An 18,188-nucleotide genomic window follows, 5' to 3' on the forward strand; every position below is an offset into this window, starting at 1 on the left:
AATCCGTTGCCCGGGTGCGTGAACGTCCCGTGCCTTCGGCGCGTACAGCAGTGGAGAGCAGAACCGCCGAACAGAAGAATCGCAGAAAATTCGGCGGCAACGGTCATCCGAGTGGCTCCTGGGGCGTATGCTCCCGGAGTGATCGGGCGGGTTCGAGAGAATCCGTCCAGGGATCGCGGTGGGAGCGAGCGGGCTCCGACACCGTGATTCCGGCAATGTCTCAAGCGGGACCCGCCGCCGGGCGCAAGCCCGGCGGTGCGGAGCCGAAACGGCGTTCGCGAGCTCTCCGTCTCCTCCACAGGAGAGGGCATGGCGCGACGCGATTACGGGCATGCGTCCCGGAGCTCTACGCATGCTTCACCGTGGGCGGAGACGCCCGCGCGCCCGTCCTCGAGGCGGGAGCCCAAGCAGGGGCTCCTGTCCGAGGATCCCCAGTGGCCCGAAGGGTCCTGGTGGTCGGAGCAGCCGGACTGGTCCGAGCGGGGACGCAAGGCGTCCCGGCGCGAATCGAAACGGCGCGAACCGAAACGGCGCGGGGGCAGGTCTCGCGCGCCGCGGTCCGGCGAGCGCGAGGAGCGTCCGCGGCAGCGTGCGCGGTGGCCTGAGCCGCCGCCCGCACAGCGCGACGACGCGCGGACGGACCGCTTCGGCGCGCGCAACGGGCCGGCCGGCGCCGAGCCGTTCGGCGAGCGGAACCGGCGGCCCGCTCCGCGCCCGGAAGGGCCCGCCCCCCGGCAGGAGCGGCCGGCTCCCCGGCAGGAGCGGCCGGCTCCCCGGCAGGAGCGACCCGCCCCTCAGCGGGAGAGGCCTGCTCCCCGGGCGGAGCGGCCGGACCCCCGGGCCGGGCGGTTCGACGCGCGCATGGAACAGGACGCGCGCACGCGGCAGTTCGACGCGCGCACCGAGGGATTCGGCGGCCGGGCGGGGCGGCCCGAGCGCGACCGGTCCCGTGACTTCCCCCAGCGCGGCGGGCGGGCCCGCGGGCCCGAGCGGCCGCGCGCCCAGCGCCGCCCGGACCGGCGGTCCGAGCAGCGGCAGCCGGCGCGCCCGGAACCGCGGCGCCGCCCGTCGACGCCGCGTCCCGGCCCGAAGGCCACGCCGCGCCGCGGCCGGCGCCCCGCCGACCGGCTGAGCATCGGCGCGATCGTGCTGTCCACCGCCGTCGGCCTCTCCCTGCTCGGCATCGCCGAGCGGGCCCTGCTGGACGGCGGCCCCCTCGGCGGCTCGTCCGGCGCCGTGGGCTCGCAGCGCCAGATCAAGCCGCCGAAGCAGGGCGGCTCGGGCGGGGCGGCCCAGCCGCAGCAGCCGGCCCCGCAGCAGCCGGGCGGCGGCGGCGCGGCCGCCCCGCCGGCGGGACCCGACCTCGGGGTGCTCGCCGCCCAGGTCCGGAAGCTGACCCTGGCGCAGCGGGGCGCCGCCGCGCGGCAGGCCTACGGCGCCGCGCCGACGGCCGCGCCGCTCGTGGACGCCATCCGGACCAGCGCCGACAAGACCTGGGTGTTCGGCACGAGCGCGATCCCCGTCCCGGCGTCCAGCACCGCCAACCCCGAGGTCGCCTTCTACGCCGCCCACTGGACCGGCAAGGAGTGGCAGGTCGGGCTGTCGGGCAACCGGGCGTTCGGCGGCCTGCTCGGCGACGTCCCCGCGAAGGTCATGTCGGCGTCGGAGGCGCGGCTGCTGAACAAGTACGGGGCGCTCACCGCCGGCCAGGCCACCGCCCTCGTCAACGGCACGCGCGCCGGCGACGGGCTGATGCTGCCGTGGAAGATCGGCCAGGCCTGGTCGATGACGACGTCGGACGGCGCGGCGCGCCCGCTGGGGGCGCTGGCGTTCGCGGGCGGCGACGGGCGGGTCGTCGCGGCCGGCGACGGCCGCCTCTACCGGTTCTGCTCCAGCAACGCCGGCGCGCTGGTCATGGTGATCCACCCGAGCGGCCTCGCGACCACCTACTACCACCTGCGGAACGTGCCCCGGCTGCGCGACGGCAGCGTCGTCAAGCGGGGCGAGGCGCTCGGCCGCACCGGCACCGGCCGGCCCTGCGGCGGCGCCGAGGCGCCCCGCGCTCAGGTCGGGTTCGGGCTGCGCCGCGGCGCCGAGGCGGTCCCGCTGGCCGGCGCCGTGATCGGCGGCTGGACGTTCCAGGAGCGGGCGAACCCGCTGCTCGGCTTCGCCGAACGGGGCGTCCTGCAGGTGCTCACCGGGGGCCTGCTGGCCAACCTCGGCCCGGTCCCCGCCGCGGACGACTCTCCGTCGTCATCGCCCTCCCCCGGCGCGACGCCGAAGGACGGCGCCGGATCGGCCGGCGCTCCGGCGCCGGCCGCAACCTAGAAGAGGAGTCCGAGCGGTGCGAATTCGCAACAGTGATGATCCCGCGGTGCCCAGCTGGGTGCTGCGCGTGGTGCTCGCCGGCGCGGTCGTGGTCCTCGTCGGCGCGGCGACCCCGCAGGGCGCCGTCGCGGTCGCGAACGTGCAGTACTTCCTCAACTTCTACGCCGGCGTCTTCGCCCTCGTCGCCCTGACCACCGCGGTGATGAGCGGGCTGCTGGCGACCGAGCGGCTCATCCTGAAGATCCGCCACCGCGTGCTCGCGCAGGCGCTGCACCGCGCCTCCGCGGTCGTCGCGACCGCGATGCTGGTCGCGCACGTCACGGTGAAGGTGATGAACGGCCTCGCCCTCCCGGTGCAGGTCGTCGTCCCGGACGGCGGCGCGGTCGGCCTCGGCACGATCGCGTTCGACCTGATGATCCTGATCGTGATCACCGGTGCGATGCGGGCGCGGTTCGCGTTCAAGGGCAAGGCCTGGGTGTGGCGCTCGATGCACGCGCTCGCCTACATCTCGTGGCCGTTCGCGATCGTGCACGGCCTGATCACCGGCCGGGCGGCCGCGCCGTGGGTGGTGCTCAGCTACGTGATGAGCGTGGTGTTCGTCGTGCTGGCACTGATCACCCGGATGGTCGTGGTGATCAAGCCGCGGGACGTGCACCTGGCGGGCGACGAGGTCGACTCGTTCACGCGGCCCGACGGCGCCGGCCGGCGCCGCGACCGGCGCGCCATGGCGGCGCGCGAGCACGAGGAGGGACGCGTCGCCGCGATGGCCCGCGGCCGGGCGGCCGAGGCCCGGGACGGGTTCGGCGACCCGCGCGGCCTGGACGACCCGCGCGACCTCGGCGACCCCCGCGACTACGGCGACCGCGACTTCGACCGGGACTTCGCCGACCCGCGCGACTACGGCTCCCGCGGGTTCGACGACCCGCGCCGGACCGTGTCCGACCCCCGCGGCATGCCCGTGACAGGGCCGGGTGACACCGAGGTCATCCGATGACCTCGACCGTCACCGTCTCGAACATCGGCGGGCCCAGGCTGACGCTCGGGTTCGACCGGTTCGACCGGCTCGACCTCGACCGGCACCTGGCCGTGCACGGCAAGCTGCGCGCGCCGGTGCTGGAGGACCTGGTCCGCATGGCGGAGCAGGTCGACCTGCGCGGGCGCGGCGGCGCCGGCTTCCCGTTCGCGCGCAAGCTGATGGCGGTCGCGGCGCGGGTCAACTACCCGACCGCCGACCAGACCGCGCTGCTGCCCGGCGAGAAGGGCAACGAGCGCGGCTCCAGCGAGGACGTCGTCGTCGTGGTGAACGGCGCGGAGGGCGAGCCCGGCAGCTCCAAGGACAAGGTCCTGCTGGGCCGGGCCCCGCACCTGGTCCTCGACGGCGCCCAGATCGCCGCGAACGCGCTCGGCACCCAGCGGATCGTGCTGGCCGTGGAGAGCGACGAGGCGGCCCGGTCGGTCCGCGCCGCGATCAGCGAGCGGCGGATGCCGGCCCGGGTCGTCCGGCTGACCGAGCGGTTCATCTCCGGGGAGAGCGGCGCGGTGATCCGCGCGATCAACGGGGAGACGCCGATCCCGCCGGGCGTCAAGGTCCGCGCCTCCGACTCCGGGGTGGACGGATTCCCGACGCTGCTGTCCAACACCGAGACGTTCGCGCAGCTGGCGGTGCTGGTCTCGCTCGGTCCCGACCTGTACGCCTCGGCCGGGACGGAGGAGGAGCCGGGCACCACGCTGCTCACCATCGGCGGGACCCAGGTCGTCGAGGCGCCGCTCGGCACGCCGCTGCGGGCCGTCCTCGACCACTGCAAGGTGCCGCCGTCCCCGGGCGTGCTCGTCGGCGGCTACCACGGGATGTGGCTGGACCCGGCCGGGGTGTCGCGGGCCGTGCTGTCGCGCTCCGGGATGCGGCGCGTCGGCGGGACGGTCGGCGCCGGCATCATCCTGCCGCTCACCCAGGGCACCTGCCCGCTCGGCGAGGTCACCCGGATCGCCTCCTACCTCGCCGCGCAGTCCGCCGGGCAGTGCGGGCCGTGCCGGCTCGGGCTGCCCGACGTCGTCCGGTCGCTGAACGCGCTCACCGAGGGGGCCGGGACGGTGGAGGACGTCCGCCGTGCCGCCGGCGTCGGCCGCGGCCGCGGCGCCTGCACCCACCCGGACGGGACGGCGAAGTTCGTCCTGTCGGCGATGGAGGCGTTCGGCGCCGACATCGACGCGCACCGGTGGGGCGGCGGCTGCGGCCTGTCGACCTACGGCGTGCTCCCGCTCCCGGTGCCGGACGGCTCGGAGGGGCGGGTGGCGATCGACTGGAGCCGGTGCGACGGGCACGGGCTGTGCGCCTACCTCGTCCCGGAGCTGATCCAGCTCGACCGGTACGGCTTCCCCGTGGTGCTCGGCACCGAGATCCCGTCGTGGATGGAGAAGGACGTGCAGAAAGCGGTCGCGATGTGCCCTGCATTGGCACTGCGCGTCATCGACGGAGTACCCGGAGCATCATCGCGCCGGTGATTTCCGGACGCCCAGAAAATTGAAAATCCGCCGGACATCGTTGAACCCTCCGGACGGTGCGGTGCGTATCAACGGCAAAACCCGCGCCGGGTCCGTCGAGAGCTCCTCGAAAGGAGGAATGAATTCCCTTGAGGAAATCCTACGGCAGCGCAGAGAAGCGCAGGCTCCCGCGCTTTGGCAAGGGGCGTGTCCTGCTGATTCTCGCGGCCGTGGCGGCCGTCGTGGCGGCCTTCGCGGTCGTCATGAATCCGGTCGGCGTGCCAGCCAGTGGCGCGGCGAACCTTGGCGGCACCGTGAACACCCGATGGGGGAAGCTGAGCACCCTGGACCGGCAGCTGCTGGTCAAGGTGAGGCAGGCCGGCCTGTGGGAGATTCCCGCAGGTCAGCAGGCTTCACAGCGTGCCTCCAGCCCCCGGGTCAAGGAGGTCGGCGAGATCATCATGCGCCAGCACATGCAGCTGGACGCCGACACCCGCGCCGAAGCGCAGAAACTCGGCGTCCTTCTTCCCAACGAGCCCAACGGCACCCAGAAGAGCTACCTGAGGGAGATGTCGGGCAAGTACGGCGCCGATTATGACAAGACGTTCGTGTTGCGTTTGCGTGCCGCTCACGGGCAGGTCTTCACCGTCATCGCCAAGGTGCGCGCGCAGACCGAGAACAGCGAGATCCGCGCGTACGCCGAACGGTGCATGAAGTTCGTCAACACGCACATGTCGCTACTGGAGAGCACGGGCCTGGTTCCCAGGCGTGCCCTGCACTGACCTACACCCCCCGTAAAGGGAGCACTTTTCACATGATTCGGAAGAAGAAGGCCTTCGCCGCGATGATCCCGGCGCTCGCTCTGGTCGCGACGGCCTGTCAGGAGAACCCCGGCGCCGCGGCGCAGCAGCCGTACGCCCCCGCGACCACCCAGGCGGCCGGTGCCGCCTACCCGGCCGAGCCCGCCGGCGGCAAGAACGCGGGCGCCCCCAACCTGCCGGGCGCGGACCCGCAGGACCCGCAGGGCGGGGGCCAGACCAGCGCACCGCCCGCGGGCGGCGGCGGTCAGGGCGGCGACGGCGGCCAGACGGGCGAGCCCCCGGCGGGCGGCGGCCAGGACGGCGGCCAGAACGGCGGCGGCGAGCAGGAGAGCCCGCCCCCGGCGGGCGGCGACCAGGGCGACGGCCAGGACGGCGGTCAGGGCGACGGCCAGAACGGCGGCCAGGACGGCGGTCAGGGCGACGGCCAGAACGGTGGTCAGGGCGACGGCCAGGACGGCGGTCAGGGCGACGGCCAGGACGGCGGGAACGAGGCGCCGCCGATTCCCGAGCTGCGCGCGGACCAGTACGTCAGCATCCGCCAGGCGCCGCGCGTCCGGCAGCCCCGCCAGAGCCGGCAGGCCTCCACGGGCGTGTTCGCGTCCAACTGCGGCGTGAACGAGGGCCAGGCCCACAGCAACCCCGACAACGTGCTCGCGGCGCCCGGCGTGGTGAACGGCGCCCACCACATCCACGACTACGTCGGCAACCTCGACACGAACGCCTTCTCGACCGACGAGACCTTCGCCGCGGCGGGGACGACCTGCACCAACGGCGACAAGTCGGCCTACTTCTGGCCGGTGATCCGGCTCCGCGACGGCCAGGACGACTCCGACCGCGCCGAGCAGAGCACCGCGGACGGCAACATCGGCAGCATCGTCACCCCGTCCAGCGTGAAGCTCCAGTACTTCGGCAACGCGCGCAGCAAGGTGGTCGCGATGCCGCGGTTCATCCGGGTCGCGACCGGTGACGCCAAGGCCGTGACGAACGGCCTGGCGAACGCGCACGCGAGCTGGACGTGCACGGGCTTCGAGAACCGGGCGTTCACCGACAAGTACCCGCTCTGCCCCGAGGGCAGCCAGGTCCTGCGCGTGCTGAACTTCCCGAGCTGCTGGGACGGGCAGAACACCGACAGCGCCAACCACCGCGACCACATCAAGTTCACGGACCCGCGCACCGGCGCCTGCCCGCAGGGCACCAAGGCGGTCCCGCAGCTGCGGATGACGCTGGCGTACGACGTGCCCGCCGAGCCGCTGAAGTTCGCGCTGGACAGCTTCCCCGAGTCGGGCCACGACCCGGTGACCGACCACGGCGACCTCATCAACGTGATGGACGAGGCGCTCATGCAGAAGGCCGTCAACGCCATCAACCGCGGCGCCGGCACCCGCTCCGGCACCAAGATCAAGCGGCCGCGCTACCGCCGCTGACCCACCGCACGAGTCCGGGACCCGGACGCGCGCCGCGCGCGCGTCCGGGTCTCCGGCGTCCTACGATCGCGGCATGGACATCGTGATCGCGGGCGGGCACGGGCAGATCGCGCTGCGGCTGGCCCGGCTGCTCGCCGCACGGGGGGACACCGTGCGGAGCCTCATCCGCAATCCCGGCCACGCCGGCGACGTCGAGGACGCCGGGGCCCGGCCGGTCGTGTGCGACCTGGAGTCCGCGGACGCGGACACGGTCGCCGGGCACCTGGCCGGCGCCGGCGCGGCCGTGTTCGCCGCGGGCGCGGGGCCCGGCAGCGGCGCGGCGCGCAAGGACACCGTCGACCGGGCCGCGGCGGTGCTGACGGCGGACGCCGCCGAGCGGGCGGGCGTCCGCGACCTCGTGCAGATCTCCGCGATGGGCGCCGGCGAGCCGCCGGCGCCGGGCCGCGGCGAGGTCTGGGAGGCCTACATCAGGGCCAAGGGCGAGGCGGAGGACGATCTCCGGCGCCGCACCGCCCTGGAGTGGCTGATCCTGCGCCCGGGCCGCCTCACCGACGACCCGGGCACCGGCCTGGTGACGCTGGCCGAGCCGCCGATCGGGCACGGCCCGGTCACCCGCGACGACGTGGCGGCGGTCATCGCGGCGCTGCTCGGCGCCCGCGACGTCCGCCGCCGCACCCTGGACCTGCTGGGCGGCACGACCCCGGTCGCCGAGGCCGTGGCCGCCCTGCGCGGGGGTCAGGCGGAGTAGAGCTCCTCGATCTCGTCGGCGAAGTCCTTCAGCACGACGTTGCGCTTCACCTTCAGGCTCGGCGTCATGTGCCCGGCCTCCTCGGTGAAGTCGACGCCGAGGACGACGTACTTCTTGATCGCCTCGGCGTGGCTGACGGACAGGTTGGCGTCGGCGACCGCGGCGTCGATCTCGGCGACGAGGTCGGCGTCGCGGCGGAGCTCGTCCACCGTCATGGCGGCGGGCTTGCCGTGCCGGGCCTTCCACGGCCCGAGCGCCTCCTCGTCCAGGGTGACGAGGGCGCTGATGAACTTGCGGCCGTCGCCCACGACGAGGCACTGGCTGATCAGCGGGTGCGCGCGGAGCCTGTCCTCGAGCGGGGCGGGCGCGACGTTCTTGCCCGCCGCGGTGACCAGGATCTCCTTCTTCCGCCCGGTGATCTTCAGGAAGCCGTCGTCGTCCAGGGAGCCGAGGTCGCCGGTGTGGAACCAGCCGTCCTCGATGGCCTCCTTGGTGGCGGCCTCGTTGTTCCAGTAGCCGCGCAGGACGTTGACGCCCCGGACGAGCACCTCGCCGTCCTCGGCGATGCGCAGGTCGACGCCCGGGATCGGCTGGCCCACCGTGCCGATCTTGAGGGCGGTGGGCCGGTTGACGCTGGCGGGCGCGGTCGTCTCGGTGAGGCCGTACCCCTCCAGGATCGTGATCCCGACGCCCCGGAAGAAGTGCCCGAGGCGCTCGCCGAGCGCGGCGCCGCCCGACACCGCGTACTCCACCTTGCCGCCGACGGCCGCGCGGAGCTTGCCGTACACCAGCACGTCGAAGACCTTGTGCTTGGCCTTGAGCCCGATCCCCGGCCCGCCGGCGTCCAGCGCCCGGCTGTAGGCCACCGCGGTCTCGGCCGCCGCCTTGAAGATCTTGCCCTTGCCGTCCGCGGCGGCCTTCTGCTCGGCGCCGTTGTAGACCTTCTCGAAGACACGCGGGACGGCGAGCAGGAACGTCGGCTGGAAGGACGCGAGGTCGGGCAGCAGGTTCGGGACGTCGCTGTGCCCGAGGACGATGCCGCCCTCGATGGTGGCGACCTCGATCAGCCGGGCGAAGACGTGCGCGAGCGGCAGGAACAGCAGCGTGGAGCTGCCCTCCACGGCGACCTCGGCGATCGCGCCTTGCACGGCGTTGCGGGCGGTCGACACGAGGTTCCCGTGCGTGATCTCGCAGCCCTTGGGGCGCCCGGTGGTGCCGGAGGTGTAGATGAGCGTCGCGACGTCGGACGCGGTGCGGGACTGGCGGCGCTCCTCGATCGCGTCGTCGCCGACGTCGGCGCCGAGCGCGGTGACCTCGTCCACGGCGCCGGCGTCGATGCCCCACACGTGCGCGAGCGCGGGGAGCTTGTCCCGCAGGCCGTCGACGGTCGCGACGTGCTCGGCGGTCTCGGCGAACACGGCCTTGGTCTCGGAGTCGCCGGCGATCCACTCGATCTGCTCGGCGGAGGACGTCTCGTAGATGGGGACGGAGACCGCGCCCGCCGCCCAGATCGCGTAGTCGAGGACCGTCCACTCGTACCGGGTCTTCGACAGCAGGCCCACCCGGTCGCCGGGCTCGACGCCGGCGGCGACGAGCCCCTTGGCGACGCCGGCGGCCTCGGCCGCGAACTCGGCCGCGGTGACGGCGCTCCAGGCGCCGCCGCGGTTGCGGCGCGCCACGATCCTGCCGGGCTCCTCGGCCGCCCGGGTGAAGGGCGCGTCGGTCAGAGTGGCGGAGTCGGGGACCTCCACCATCGCGGGGACGCTGAACTCGCGCACGGCCCACTCCTGTAGTCGATCTTCGTGGTCGGCGGGGAAGAACGAAGACTTCTCCGCTGCCGCATGATACCCACGAGTAGGAAGTCCGCCCCCGCAACCGCGGGTTAACGGCACGGCAAAGACCGGCCGTCGCCCCCTGGCGCGCGCCGCCGGGTCGCCTACGCTTGTGTCCGGTCGCACAACGGACGCCGTTCGGGGGAACGCCATGTCACTGCTCGAAGTGATCGCGCTGACCGTGGCCGACGCCGGGGCGGCGCGGGACGGCGGCGCCGACCGGATCGAGGTCGTCGCCGACATGGCCGCGGACGGGCTCACCCCCGATCCCGACCTCGTCGCGGCGATCCGCGACGCCACGCCCCTGCCGATGCGGGTGATGCTGCGCGCCAACGCGGGGTTCCGCACCACCGGCGCCGAGCTGGACCGGCTGCGCCGCGCCGCCGCCGGGCTCGCCGAGGCGGGCGCGGACGGGTTCGTGCTCGGCTTCCTCGACTCGGCCGGGCAGGTCGACACCGGCGCCACGAGCAAGCTCGCCGCCGAGACCGCCCCGCTGCCCTGGACGTTCCACCGGGCGCTGGACCACGCGGCCGACCCCGCCCAGGCGTGGCGGGTCGTCCGCGACCTCGGCGGCGGCCTCGACACGGTGCTCACGGCCGGGTCGCCGCGCGGGGTGGACGCCGGGGTCGGCGTGCTCGCCCGGCGCGCAGCCGAGGGCCCCGCCGCGGCCGGGATGATCATGGCGGGCGGCGGGCTGCGCCGCAAGCACGTCGCCCTGCTCGCCGCGGCGGGCGTCACCGCGTTCCACGTGGGCACGGCCGTGCGCCCGGACGGCGACTGGGAAGCCCCGGTCGACGCCGCCCTGGTGCGGGAGTGGCGCGCGCTCGTGGCGGCGGCCACCGCCTGAGCCGCCGCCGCCTGATCCAGGCTGAGCCGGCACCGCCTGAGCCGCCCGTTCTTCCGGGCGGTACGCCCTATTACAGTCGGTTCATGAGGATCCATGTGGTGAGCGACGTCCACGGCCGCGCGGACGCGCTGGCGGGCGCGGCGGACGGCGCGGACGCGCTCATCTGCCTGGGCGACCTGATCCTGTTCGTGGACTACCAGGACCACGGGCAGGGCATCTTCGCCGACCTGTTCGGCCAGGAGAACGCCGACCGCTTCATCGCGCTGCGGACCGAGAAGCGCTTCGAGGAGGCCCGCGCGTTCTCCAAGGGCCTGTGGGCCTCGCTCGAAGGCGACGCCTGGCCGCACATCGAACGCGCCGTCGACCGGCAGTACGCGGAGCTGTTCGCGGCCATGCCCACCCCGGCGTACCTGACCTACGGCAACGTCGACGTGCCGCGCATGTGGGGCGCGCACCTGCGCGACGGCCACCACGTCCTGGACGGCGAGACCACGGAGATCGGCGGGCTGCGGTTCGGGTTCGTCGGCGGCGGGCTGCGCACCGAGTACCGCACCCCCTACGAGCTGGACGACGAGACCTACGCCGCCAAGGTCGCCGCCGTCGGCGAGGTGGACGTGCTGTGCTGCCACATCCCGCCCGCCGTCCCGGAGCTGCTGTACGACACGGTGGCGCGCCGGTTCGAGCGGGGCAGCGAGGCGATCCTGGACGCCGTCCACCGGACGCAGCCGAAGTACATGCTGTTCGGTCACGTCCACCAGCCGCTCGCGAGCCGGATGCGCATCGGCCGCACCGAATGCGTGAACGTCGGCCACTTCCGCGCGCGCGGAGTGCCGTACGTCCTGACGGTGTGAGGATACCTTCGTTACGACATCGGGCCCGCCGGGCCCGTGCGCGAGCCGGAGGGAGACGCAGATGGCGGACCGCACGAGTTCCTCCATCACGGTCAAGGCGGGGAAGGCCGAGATCATGGCGGTGATCGCCGATCTGGAGGCCTATCCGGGATGGGCGAGCGGCATCCGCGAGTTCACCGTGCAGGAGACGGGTGAGGACGGCCGCGCCGTGCGCGCGCGGCTGACGTTCGACGGCGGCCCGTTCAGCGACACCGTCGGGCTCGCCTACACCTGGGAGGGCGACGACCGGGTGACCTGGGAGCTGGTGGAGCCGGGCACGGTCGTCACCGGCCTGCACGGCACCTACGGCCTCGCGGAGGAGGACGGCGTCACCGAGGTGACCTACGAGCTCGCCGTGGACGTCCGCGTCCCCATGATCGGCATGGTGAAGCGCAAGGGCGAGAAGCGGATCATCGACTCCGCCCTCAAGGGCCTCAAGCGGCACATCGAGGGCTGACCGCCTCACCGGTGCGCGGGCCCGGCACGGAGGCGCTACCGTTCACGCCGAAAACGGATGGAAGATGGAGCCATGAGCGACCGACCGGGCGACGCCCTCGACGAGGCCGCCAAGCTTTTCGACGCGCTGATCAGGCGGGTGAGCGGAGCCGGCGGCGGGGACGGGCGGGCGCCGCGGGACGAGCCCGCGGACGACGTGTGGGACCGTGCCACACGCGAGGACTCCGCCGCGCGGACCGGCGAGGAGGCGGCACCGGGGCCGCGCATCGCCACCGGCGCGCCGGAGTGCCGCGACTGCCCGGTCTGCCGGGCCATCGCGATGAAGCGGGAGTCCGGCGGCGACGTGGCCCGCCACCTGCGGGAGGCCGGGGAGTCGCTGCTCGCCGCCGCCCTGGACGTGGTGGGCGCGTTCGACCGGACGCGCCCGCGCGGCGGCGGCGCCGGCGCGGCCGGGAACCCGCCTCCGGCGGACGCGGAGGCGTCGCGGGGCGCGCGGGCGGGTACGTCCGAGCGGTCGGGACGCCCGGAGCCGGGCGATCCGTGGTCGGCCGCCACGGGCGGCGGCCCCATCGACATCGGGTAGTGGCTCGTGGTAGCCGCCCCCGGCCGGGGCGGCGCGAGGAGGAGGAAGCGTTACATGGCCCTGACCATCGGCGTGGATGTGGGCGGCACGAAGGTGGCCGCCGGGGTCGTCGACGACCGGGGGACGATCCTGGAGAAGGTCCGCCGGCCGACGCCCTCGACGAACCCCAAGGAGACCGCCGAGACCATCGCCGAGGTCGTCGACCTGCTGAAGGGCAAGTACGAGGAGGTGTCGGCGGTCGGGCTCGGCACCGCGGGCTTCGTCGACGAGACCCGCTCCACCGTGCTGTTCGCGCCGAACCTGGCCTGGCGCGACGAGCCGATCAAGGAGAAGGTGGAGAGCCTCGTCGGGCTGCCGGTCGTGGTGGAGAACGACGGCAACGCCACCGCGTGGGGCGAGGCCCGGTTCGGCGCGGGCCGGGGCGAGAACTTCCTCGTGCTGGTGGCGCTCGGCACCGGCATCGGCGGCGGCATCATCATCAACGGCGAGCTGTACCGGGGCCGGTTCGGGATCGGCGCCGAGATGGGCCACTTCCGGGTCGTCCCGGACGGGCGCCGCTGCGGCTGCGGCAACCGCGGGTGCTGGGAGCAGTACGCCAGCGGCAACGCCCTCGTGCACGAGGCGCGCGACCTGGCGCGGGTGGCGCCCGCGATGGCGGGGCGCCTTCTGGAGCTCGGCGACGGCCGGCCCGAGGGCATCAGCGGCCCGGAGGTGTCGCAGGCGGCCCGGGAGGGCGACAAGGCGGCGCTGGAGTGCTTCCGGACGATCGCGCACTGGGCGGGCCAGGGCCTGGCCGACCTCAGCGCGATCCTCGACCCGGGCGCCTTCATCATCGGCGGCGGCCTGTCGGACGCCGGCGACCTGCTGCTCGACCCGATCCGCGCCGCGTTCGAGGACGCCCTCACCGGCCGCGGCCACCGGCCGCTGCCCGACATCCGCATCGCCGAGCTGGGCTCGGCGGCGGGCATCGTCGGCGCCGCGGACCTGGCCCGCGTCCGCCCCTTCCGGGACGTGATCGTCTAGGCGTGGCGCCCGTCCGCCTGCTGAGCTACAACGTCCGGTCGCTGCGCGACGAACCGGCGGCGGTGGCCCGCGTCGTCCGCGCGATCGGCCCGGACGTGGTGTGCCTCCAGGAGGTCCCGCGGTTCTGGGGCTGGCGGCTCCAGCGCCGCCGCCTCGCGGACGCCTGCGGGCTGAGGATCGCGGCCGGGCGGCGGGCCTGCGGGCTCGCCGTCCTGGCCGCGCCGCGCGTCCGGCGCGTCGCCCGCGAGTTCCACCTGCTGACCCCGGATCCGGGCCTGCACCGCCGGGCCCTGGCCGTCGCGGTCCTGGAGATCGGCGGGCGCCGGCTCGTCGCCGCGAGCACCCACCTGGACCTGCGGGACGGCCCGCGCCTGCGGCACGTCCACGAGATCCTCGCCCATCTGGACCGCGCCCGCGACCGCCACGGCGCCCCGGTGGTCCTCGCGGGCGACGTCAACGAGGAGCCGGGCGGCGGGTCATGGTCGCGGCTCACCGGGCGTTTCCGGGACGCCTACGCGGTCCGCCCGGCGGGCGAGGAGCTCACCTTCTCCGCACGCGATCCGCGCCGCCGCATCGACGCGGTCTTCGCCGACCCCGAGGTCGAGGTGATCGGGTGCGGGGTGCCGCCCGGCGGCGACGACTACGTCCTCGCGACCGACCACCGGCCCCTGGTGGCGGACCTGCGGATCCCCGGCCCGGACTGACCCGCGCCCGGCGCCCGGGTCAGACGACGGCGCCGTCGTCGGGGTCGCGGGGCTCGTCGCCCATGCGCAGGACGAGGGTGACGAAGCCGCCGATGAAGGCCGCCACGGCGAGGAACGCGGCCCAGCCGGGGACCTCCCAGTCGAGGATGACCGTGACCAGCAGGTAGAGGGGGCCGCCGATCAGCGCGATCCAGGCGCCCTTGGTGAGCGGGTCCGCGGACGGCAGCGGCGGGGGAGGGGGCGGGACGTAGTGGCCCTCCAGGTCCTCCTCCGGCGGGAACTCCGGCACCTCGTCGGCCGGCTTGATCACCCGGGCGCGGGGGAGGCGCCCGGACCGGTCCTCGCCCTCCTCCCGGGGATCGGGCTCGCGGAGGTTCTCCTCGTCCGGCCACGGCACGTCGTCGCCCTCGGGGACGTCGTCGAACCCGGCGACGATCTCGGCCCAGATGGCGTCCTCGTCGCGCTCGGCGGCGCCGCCCGCCTGCTCGTCCGGCAGCCGGCCGCCGGCGCCGCCGGGGTCGGCCAGGCCGGTCTCGGTGCGCTCGGCCGGGTCGGTGCGCTCGGTGTCGGGACGGTCGGTGTCGGGACGGTCGGCGTCCGCGCCGCGTGCGGACGCCTCGCGCAGCCGGGCGAGGTGGACGCGCAGGATGCCCTCGGCCGCCGGCTTCATGTCGACGTCGACGTACAGCCGGTCGAGGACGTCGCCGGCGACCGGCTCGGCGGCCGGCTCGGCGAGCTCCGGGAGGCCCGACGGCGACGCCGCGTAGGCCGCGACGCCCGCCTCGCCGAGGGCCGCCAGCATCGCGTCCGCCAGATGCGGCGCGAGGTCGACCAGTGGGGCGTAGGTCTCCGCTGACAGTCCATTGCCACGGCGATTCACGGGGCCGGCTCCTTCGACGACTCCGGCGTGACCGACAGCACCGGCATGACGGCCTCCGCTCCCCCCATTGACATGTGATGCCCGGTCGCGCTCCGCTGGCGGAGACACTCCCGGACACCCCGAAACGTGTGTCCCACGGTATTCGCTGCGCCGCCCGGGACAAGCCCTCGAGCGCATCCGATTGAGTTCTACCGTTCAGAGCCTACGTTCATTCCCGGCCCGCCGCCGGGGCGCGGCCGGGTTCCGCCGCGCGGTACCGGCCGGTAGATAGGCGGGACGGGGAGTGGGAGGATGTCCCATCATCTCCCCGTCGGCCAGGACCGGAAGCGTGCCCGCCCCCAGGGCGCCCGGTCCGAGGAAGGTGCCCGCATGCTCTGGTTCTGGATCCTGCTGAGGATCGTCCTGTCCCCGATCCTGTACCTCGGATGGTGGCCGCGGAACCGGGGGATGCGCAACGTCCCGAAGCGGGGCCCGGCGCTGATGGTGAGCAACCACCTGTCGTTCGCCGACCACTTCTTCGGGCCGCTGCCGCTGATGCGGCCGATCTACTTCATCGGCAAGGGCGAGTACTTCACCGGCCGGGGGATCAAGGGCCTGATCAGCAAGGGCTTCTTCACCGGCGTGGGCGTGGTGCCGGTCGACCGGACCGGCGGGGACGCGGCGGAGGCGGCGCTGCAGACCGGGCTGCGGATCCTCGGCGAGGGCAAGCTGCTCGGCATCTACCCGGAGGGCACCCGGGCCCCCGACGAGCGGCTGTACCGCGGCAAGACGGGGGTGGCGCGGCTGGCGCTGAAGTCCCGCGTCCCGGTGATCCCGATGGCGATGATCAACACGTTCGCGCTGATGCCGCCCGGCAGGCCGTACCCGCGGCTCGGCGTCCGGCCCGGTGTCCGGTTCGGCGAGCCGATGGACTTCTCCCGCTATTACGGGCAGGAGGACGACCACGATGTGCTCCGCGAGATCACCGACGAGATCATGCGGACGATCAGGGAGCTGTCCGGCCAGGAGTACGTGGACCGGTACGCCGCCGAGGTGAAGGCGGAGATGTCCGGCAAGGAGGTACGGCCGGAGGAGGACGACGGAGGCCTGGCCGACCGGGGTTGAAAGAGCGGAGCGAATCGGGGGGTGTGGGGGGTCGTCCCCCCACAGTGATTGGTTGAGCGGAGCGAATCGGGGGGTGTGGGGGGTCGTCCCCCCACAGTGATCGGGTTGAGCGAGGCGAGCCGGGGGGTGGGGGCCCCTCGCGGGGAGTCGGGATGAGCGGAGTGGATCGGGGAACGTCCGTGCCGGGGCTGATGGGCCTGGAGACGGCGTTGTGGCGGGCCGTGGCGGTCTACCGCGGGCTCGCCCTCTGCTACGCGGCCGTCGTGATCGCGATGAACTCCGGCGAGTACGCGCATCCGCTCGGCGGGTGGGCGGTCCTCGCCGTCATGGCGGTGTGGACGGGCTACGCCGTGTTCGCCTTCAGCGATCCGCGCCGCCGCGGGCGGCCGCTGCTGGCCGCCGATCTCGCGGTCGCGGCGGGCTGCGTGCTGGCGACGGCATGGGTGGAGACGCCGGCCAACATCGCGGCCGGCCGGCCGACGCTGCCGGTGTCGTGGGTGGCGGCGGCGGTGCTGACGTGGGCGGTCGCGGGCGGGCGGCGGCGCGGGATCGCCGCGGCGCTCGTCCTCGCCGCCGCGAACCTGCTGGTGCACGTGTTCGCCGGGACGAGCGGCGGCATCGGCACCACCACGTTCAACGGGATCGTGCTGCTGTTCCTCGCCGGGCTCGTCGTCGGGCACGTCGTCCGGCTGGCGCTGGACGCGGAGGCGCGGCTGGCGCGCGCGGTCGAGCTGGAGTCGGCCACCCGGGAGCGGGAGCGGCTGGCCCGCCGCATCCACGACTCGGTGCTGCAGGTGCTGGCGATGGTGCAGCGGCGCGGCGGCGAGCTCGGCGGCGAGGCGGCCGAGCTGGGCCGGCTGGCGGGTGAGCAGGAGGCGGCGCTGCGGTCCCTCATCGGCGCCGGCCCCGCGGCGCCCGCGCCGGCGCGGCCGGGCGGCGACACCGATCTGCGCCCGCTGCTGACCGGGCACGCGTCCACGTCCGTCACGGTGTCGACGCCGGCGACGGAGGTCCGGCTGCCCGCGCACGCCGCCCGCGAGATCGAGGCGGCGGTGGCGGCGGCGCTGGACAACGTCCGGCGGCACTGCGGCGCGGGCGCCCGCGCGTGGGTCCTGCTGGAGGACGGCCACGGCGGGGTCACGGTCAGCGTCCGCGACGACGGGCCGGGGATGCCCGCCGGGCGGCTGGAGGAGGCGGCGGCCGGCGGGCGGCTCGGCGTCGCCCAGTCCATCCGGGGCCGGATCGCCGACCTCGGCGGCACGGTGACGGTCTTCACCGCGGAGGGCGAGGGGACCGAGATCGAGATGACCGTGCCGCGCCCGGCCGTCCCGGCCTAGGGTGTGACCGTGAGCGACGTTCCCCTCCGGGTCATGGTCGTGGACGACCATCCGATGTGGCGCGAGGCGGTGGCCCGCGACCTCGCCGAGGCCGGTCACGAGGTGGTCGCGGCGGTCGGGGAGGGCCGCGCCGCCGTCCGCGTCTCCGCCGCCGCGCGCCCGCAGGTCGCCGTCGTCGACCTGCAGCTCCCCGACATCGGCGGGGTCGAGGTGACCCGCCGCCTCGCCGCGGCCGACCCGCCCGTCCGGGTGCTGGTGCTGTCGGCGAGCGGCGAGCAGCAGGACGTCCTGGAGGCGGTCAAGGCGGGCGCCACCGGCTACCTGCTCAAGTCCGCCGCCCGCGAGGAGTTCCTGGACGCCGTCCGGCGGACCGGCGAGGGCGACGCCGTCTTCACCCCCGGGCTCGCCGGGCTCGTCCTCGGCGAGTACCGCCGCCTCGCCGCCGCGCCCGCCCGCGAGGACGACGACGCGCCCCGGCTGACCGAGCGCGAGACCGAGGTGCTGCGGCTCGTCGCGAAGGGCCTGACGTACAAGCAGATCGCGCAGCGCCTCGTCCTGTCCCACCGGACGGTGCAGAACCACGTGCAGAACACCCTCGGCAAGCTCCAGCTCCACAACCGGGTCGAACTCGTCCGCTACGCCATCGAGAAGGGCCTGGACGAGGAGGAGTAGCGGGCCGGGATGAACCTGCGCGGCGGCGCGGGCGTCTGATCATGCGAACGTGCGTCGG

Annotated in this window: 17 protein-coding genes; 15 read left to right on the plus strand and 2 right to left on the minus strand. The window is 74.5% G+C overall.

Annotated elements, in window-relative coordinates:
* Window positions 1-861 precede the first annotated feature (861 nt).
* The 6 genes from BM339_RS03030 to BM339_RS03055 all read left to right on the plus strand — a co-directional run bounded on the left by BM339_RS03030 (window position 862) and on the right by BM339_RS03055 (window position 7,802).
* Complete coding sequence (locus tag BM339_RS03030; protein WP_075019824.1) at window positions 862-2,328, plus strand: M23 family metallopeptidase; 1,467 nt, start codon at window positions 862-864, stop codon at window positions 2,326-2,328.
* A gap of 46 nt (window positions 2,329-2,374) precedes the next feature.
* The gene (locus BM339_RS03035; protein WP_075019825.1) at window positions 2,375-3,322 is read left to right on the plus strand and encodes a ferric reductase-like transmembrane domain-containing protein; all 948 of its coding nucleotides are present in this window, start codon (window positions 2,375-2,377) and stop codon (window positions 3,320-3,322) included.
* Complete coding sequence (locus BM339_RS03040; RefSeq protein WP_075019826.1) at window positions 3,319-4,830, plus strand: NADH-quinone oxidoreductase subunit NuoF family protein; 1,512 nt, start codon at window positions 3,319-3,321, stop codon at window positions 4,828-4,830. Before BM339_RS03035 ends, BM339_RS03040 begins: the two co-directional genes overlap by 4 nt.
* Window positions 4,831-4,958: 128 nt before the next feature.
* Window positions 4,959-5,591 carry a DUF4142 domain-containing protein gene (locus BM339_RS03045; protein ID WP_250361530.1) on the plus strand — a complete coding sequence of 211 codons (633 nt, stop codon included), beginning with the start codon at window positions 4,959-4,961 and terminating at the stop codon, window positions 5,589-5,591.
* Window positions 5,592-5,623: 32 nt separating this feature from the next.
* Window positions 5,624-7,054, plus strand: coding sequence for a DUF1996 domain-containing protein (locus tag BM339_RS03050; protein ID WP_024936789.1), 1,431 nt, complete (start codon window positions 5,624-5,626; stop codon window positions 7,052-7,054).
* 73 nt (window positions 7,055-7,127) lie between these two features.
* Window positions 7,128-7,802 (plus strand): NAD(P)H-binding protein, encoded by a 675-nt coding sequence (locus BM339_RS03055; RefSeq protein WP_075019827.1) that lies wholly within the window; start codon window positions 7,128-7,130, stop codon window positions 7,800-7,802.
* Here BM339_RS03055 and BM339_RS03060 read toward each other — a convergent pair.
* Window positions 7,790-9,580, minus strand: a complete 1,791-nt coding sequence (locus BM339_RS03060; protein ID WP_075019828.1) for an AMP-dependent synthetase/ligase — start codon at window positions 9,578-9,580, stop codon at window positions 7,790-7,792. The genes BM339_RS03055 and BM339_RS03060 overlap by 13 nt on opposite strands.
* 205 nt (window positions 9,581-9,785) lie before the next feature.
* On the opposite strand from BM339_RS03060, the gene BM339_RS03065 reads away from it, so the two are divergent.
* The 6 genes from BM339_RS03065 (at window position 9,786) to BM339_RS03090 (ending at window position 14,137) form a co-directional block, all read left to right on the plus strand.
* Window positions 9,786-10,481 (plus strand): copper homeostasis protein CutC, encoded by a 696-nt coding sequence (locus BM339_RS03065; protein ID WP_075019829.1) that lies wholly within the window; start codon window positions 9,786-9,788, stop codon window positions 10,479-10,481.
* Window positions 10,482-10,564: 83 nt separating this feature from the next.
* Window positions 10,565-11,332, plus strand: coding sequence for a metallophosphoesterase family protein (locus BM339_RS03070; RefSeq protein ID WP_024936422.1), 768 nt, complete (start codon window positions 10,565-10,567; stop codon window positions 11,330-11,332).
* 61 nt (window positions 11,333-11,393) lie between these two features.
* Entirely contained in the window at window positions 11,394-11,828 is a 435-nt protein-coding gene (locus BM339_RS03075) for an SRPBCC family protein (protein ID WP_021600455.1), read from the plus strand.
* A gap of 72 nt (window positions 11,829-11,900) precedes the next feature.
* Window positions 11,901-12,410 carry a hypothetical protein gene (locus tag BM339_RS03080; RefSeq protein ID WP_024936421.1) on the plus strand — a complete coding sequence of 170 codons (510 nt, stop codon included), beginning with the start codon at window positions 11,901-11,903 and terminating at the stop codon, window positions 12,408-12,410.
* 54 nt (window positions 12,411-12,464) lie between these two features.
* Entirely contained in the window at window positions 12,465-13,433 is a 969-nt protein-coding gene (locus tag BM339_RS03085) for an ROK family glucokinase (protein ID WP_024936420.1), read from the plus strand.
* Between the two features lie 2 nt (window positions 13,434-13,435).
* A complete protein-coding gene (locus tag BM339_RS03090) occupies window positions 13,436-14,137 on the plus strand; it encodes an endonuclease/exonuclease/phosphatase family protein (RefSeq protein ID WP_075019830.1) in 702 nt (233 codons plus the stop codon).
* Between the two features lie 19 nt (window positions 14,138-14,156).
* On the opposite strand, the gene BM339_RS03095 is transcribed toward BM339_RS03090, so the two are convergent.
* Complete coding sequence (locus BM339_RS03095; protein ID WP_024936418.1) at window positions 14,157-15,017, minus strand: hypothetical protein; 861 nt, start codon at window positions 15,015-15,017, stop codon at window positions 14,157-14,159.
* A 369-nt stretch (window positions 15,018-15,386) separates the two neighbouring features.
* Between BM339_RS03095 and BM339_RS03100 the strand changes: the two genes are divergently transcribed.
* The 3 genes from BM339_RS03100 (at window position 15,387) to BM339_RS03110 (ending at window position 18,130) form a co-directional block, all read left to right on the plus strand.
* On the plus strand, window positions 15,387-16,121 hold the full coding sequence (locus BM339_RS03100) for a lysophospholipid acyltransferase family protein (protein WP_021600358.1): 735 nt from the start codon (window positions 15,387-15,389) through the stop codon (window positions 16,119-16,121).
* 152 nt (window positions 16,122-16,273) lie between these two features.
* A complete protein-coding gene (gene macS, locus BM339_RS03105; RefSeq protein ID WP_235206564.1) occupies window positions 16,274-17,458 on the plus strand; it encodes a MacS family sensor histidine kinase in 1,185 nt (394 codons plus the stop codon).
* A 33-nt stretch (window positions 17,459-17,491) separates the two neighbouring features.
* The gene (locus BM339_RS03110; RefSeq protein ID WP_081842893.1) at window positions 17,492-18,130 is read left to right on the plus strand and encodes a response regulator; all 639 of its coding nucleotides are present in this window, start codon (window positions 17,492-17,494) and stop codon (window positions 18,128-18,130) included.
* Window positions 18,131-18,188 lie beyond the last annotated feature (58 nt).

This window comes from Actinomadura madurae, from assembly GCF_900115095.1.
Classification (GTDB): Bacteria; Actinomycetota; Actinomycetes; order Streptosporangiales; family Streptosporangiaceae; genus Spirillospora; species Spirillospora madurae.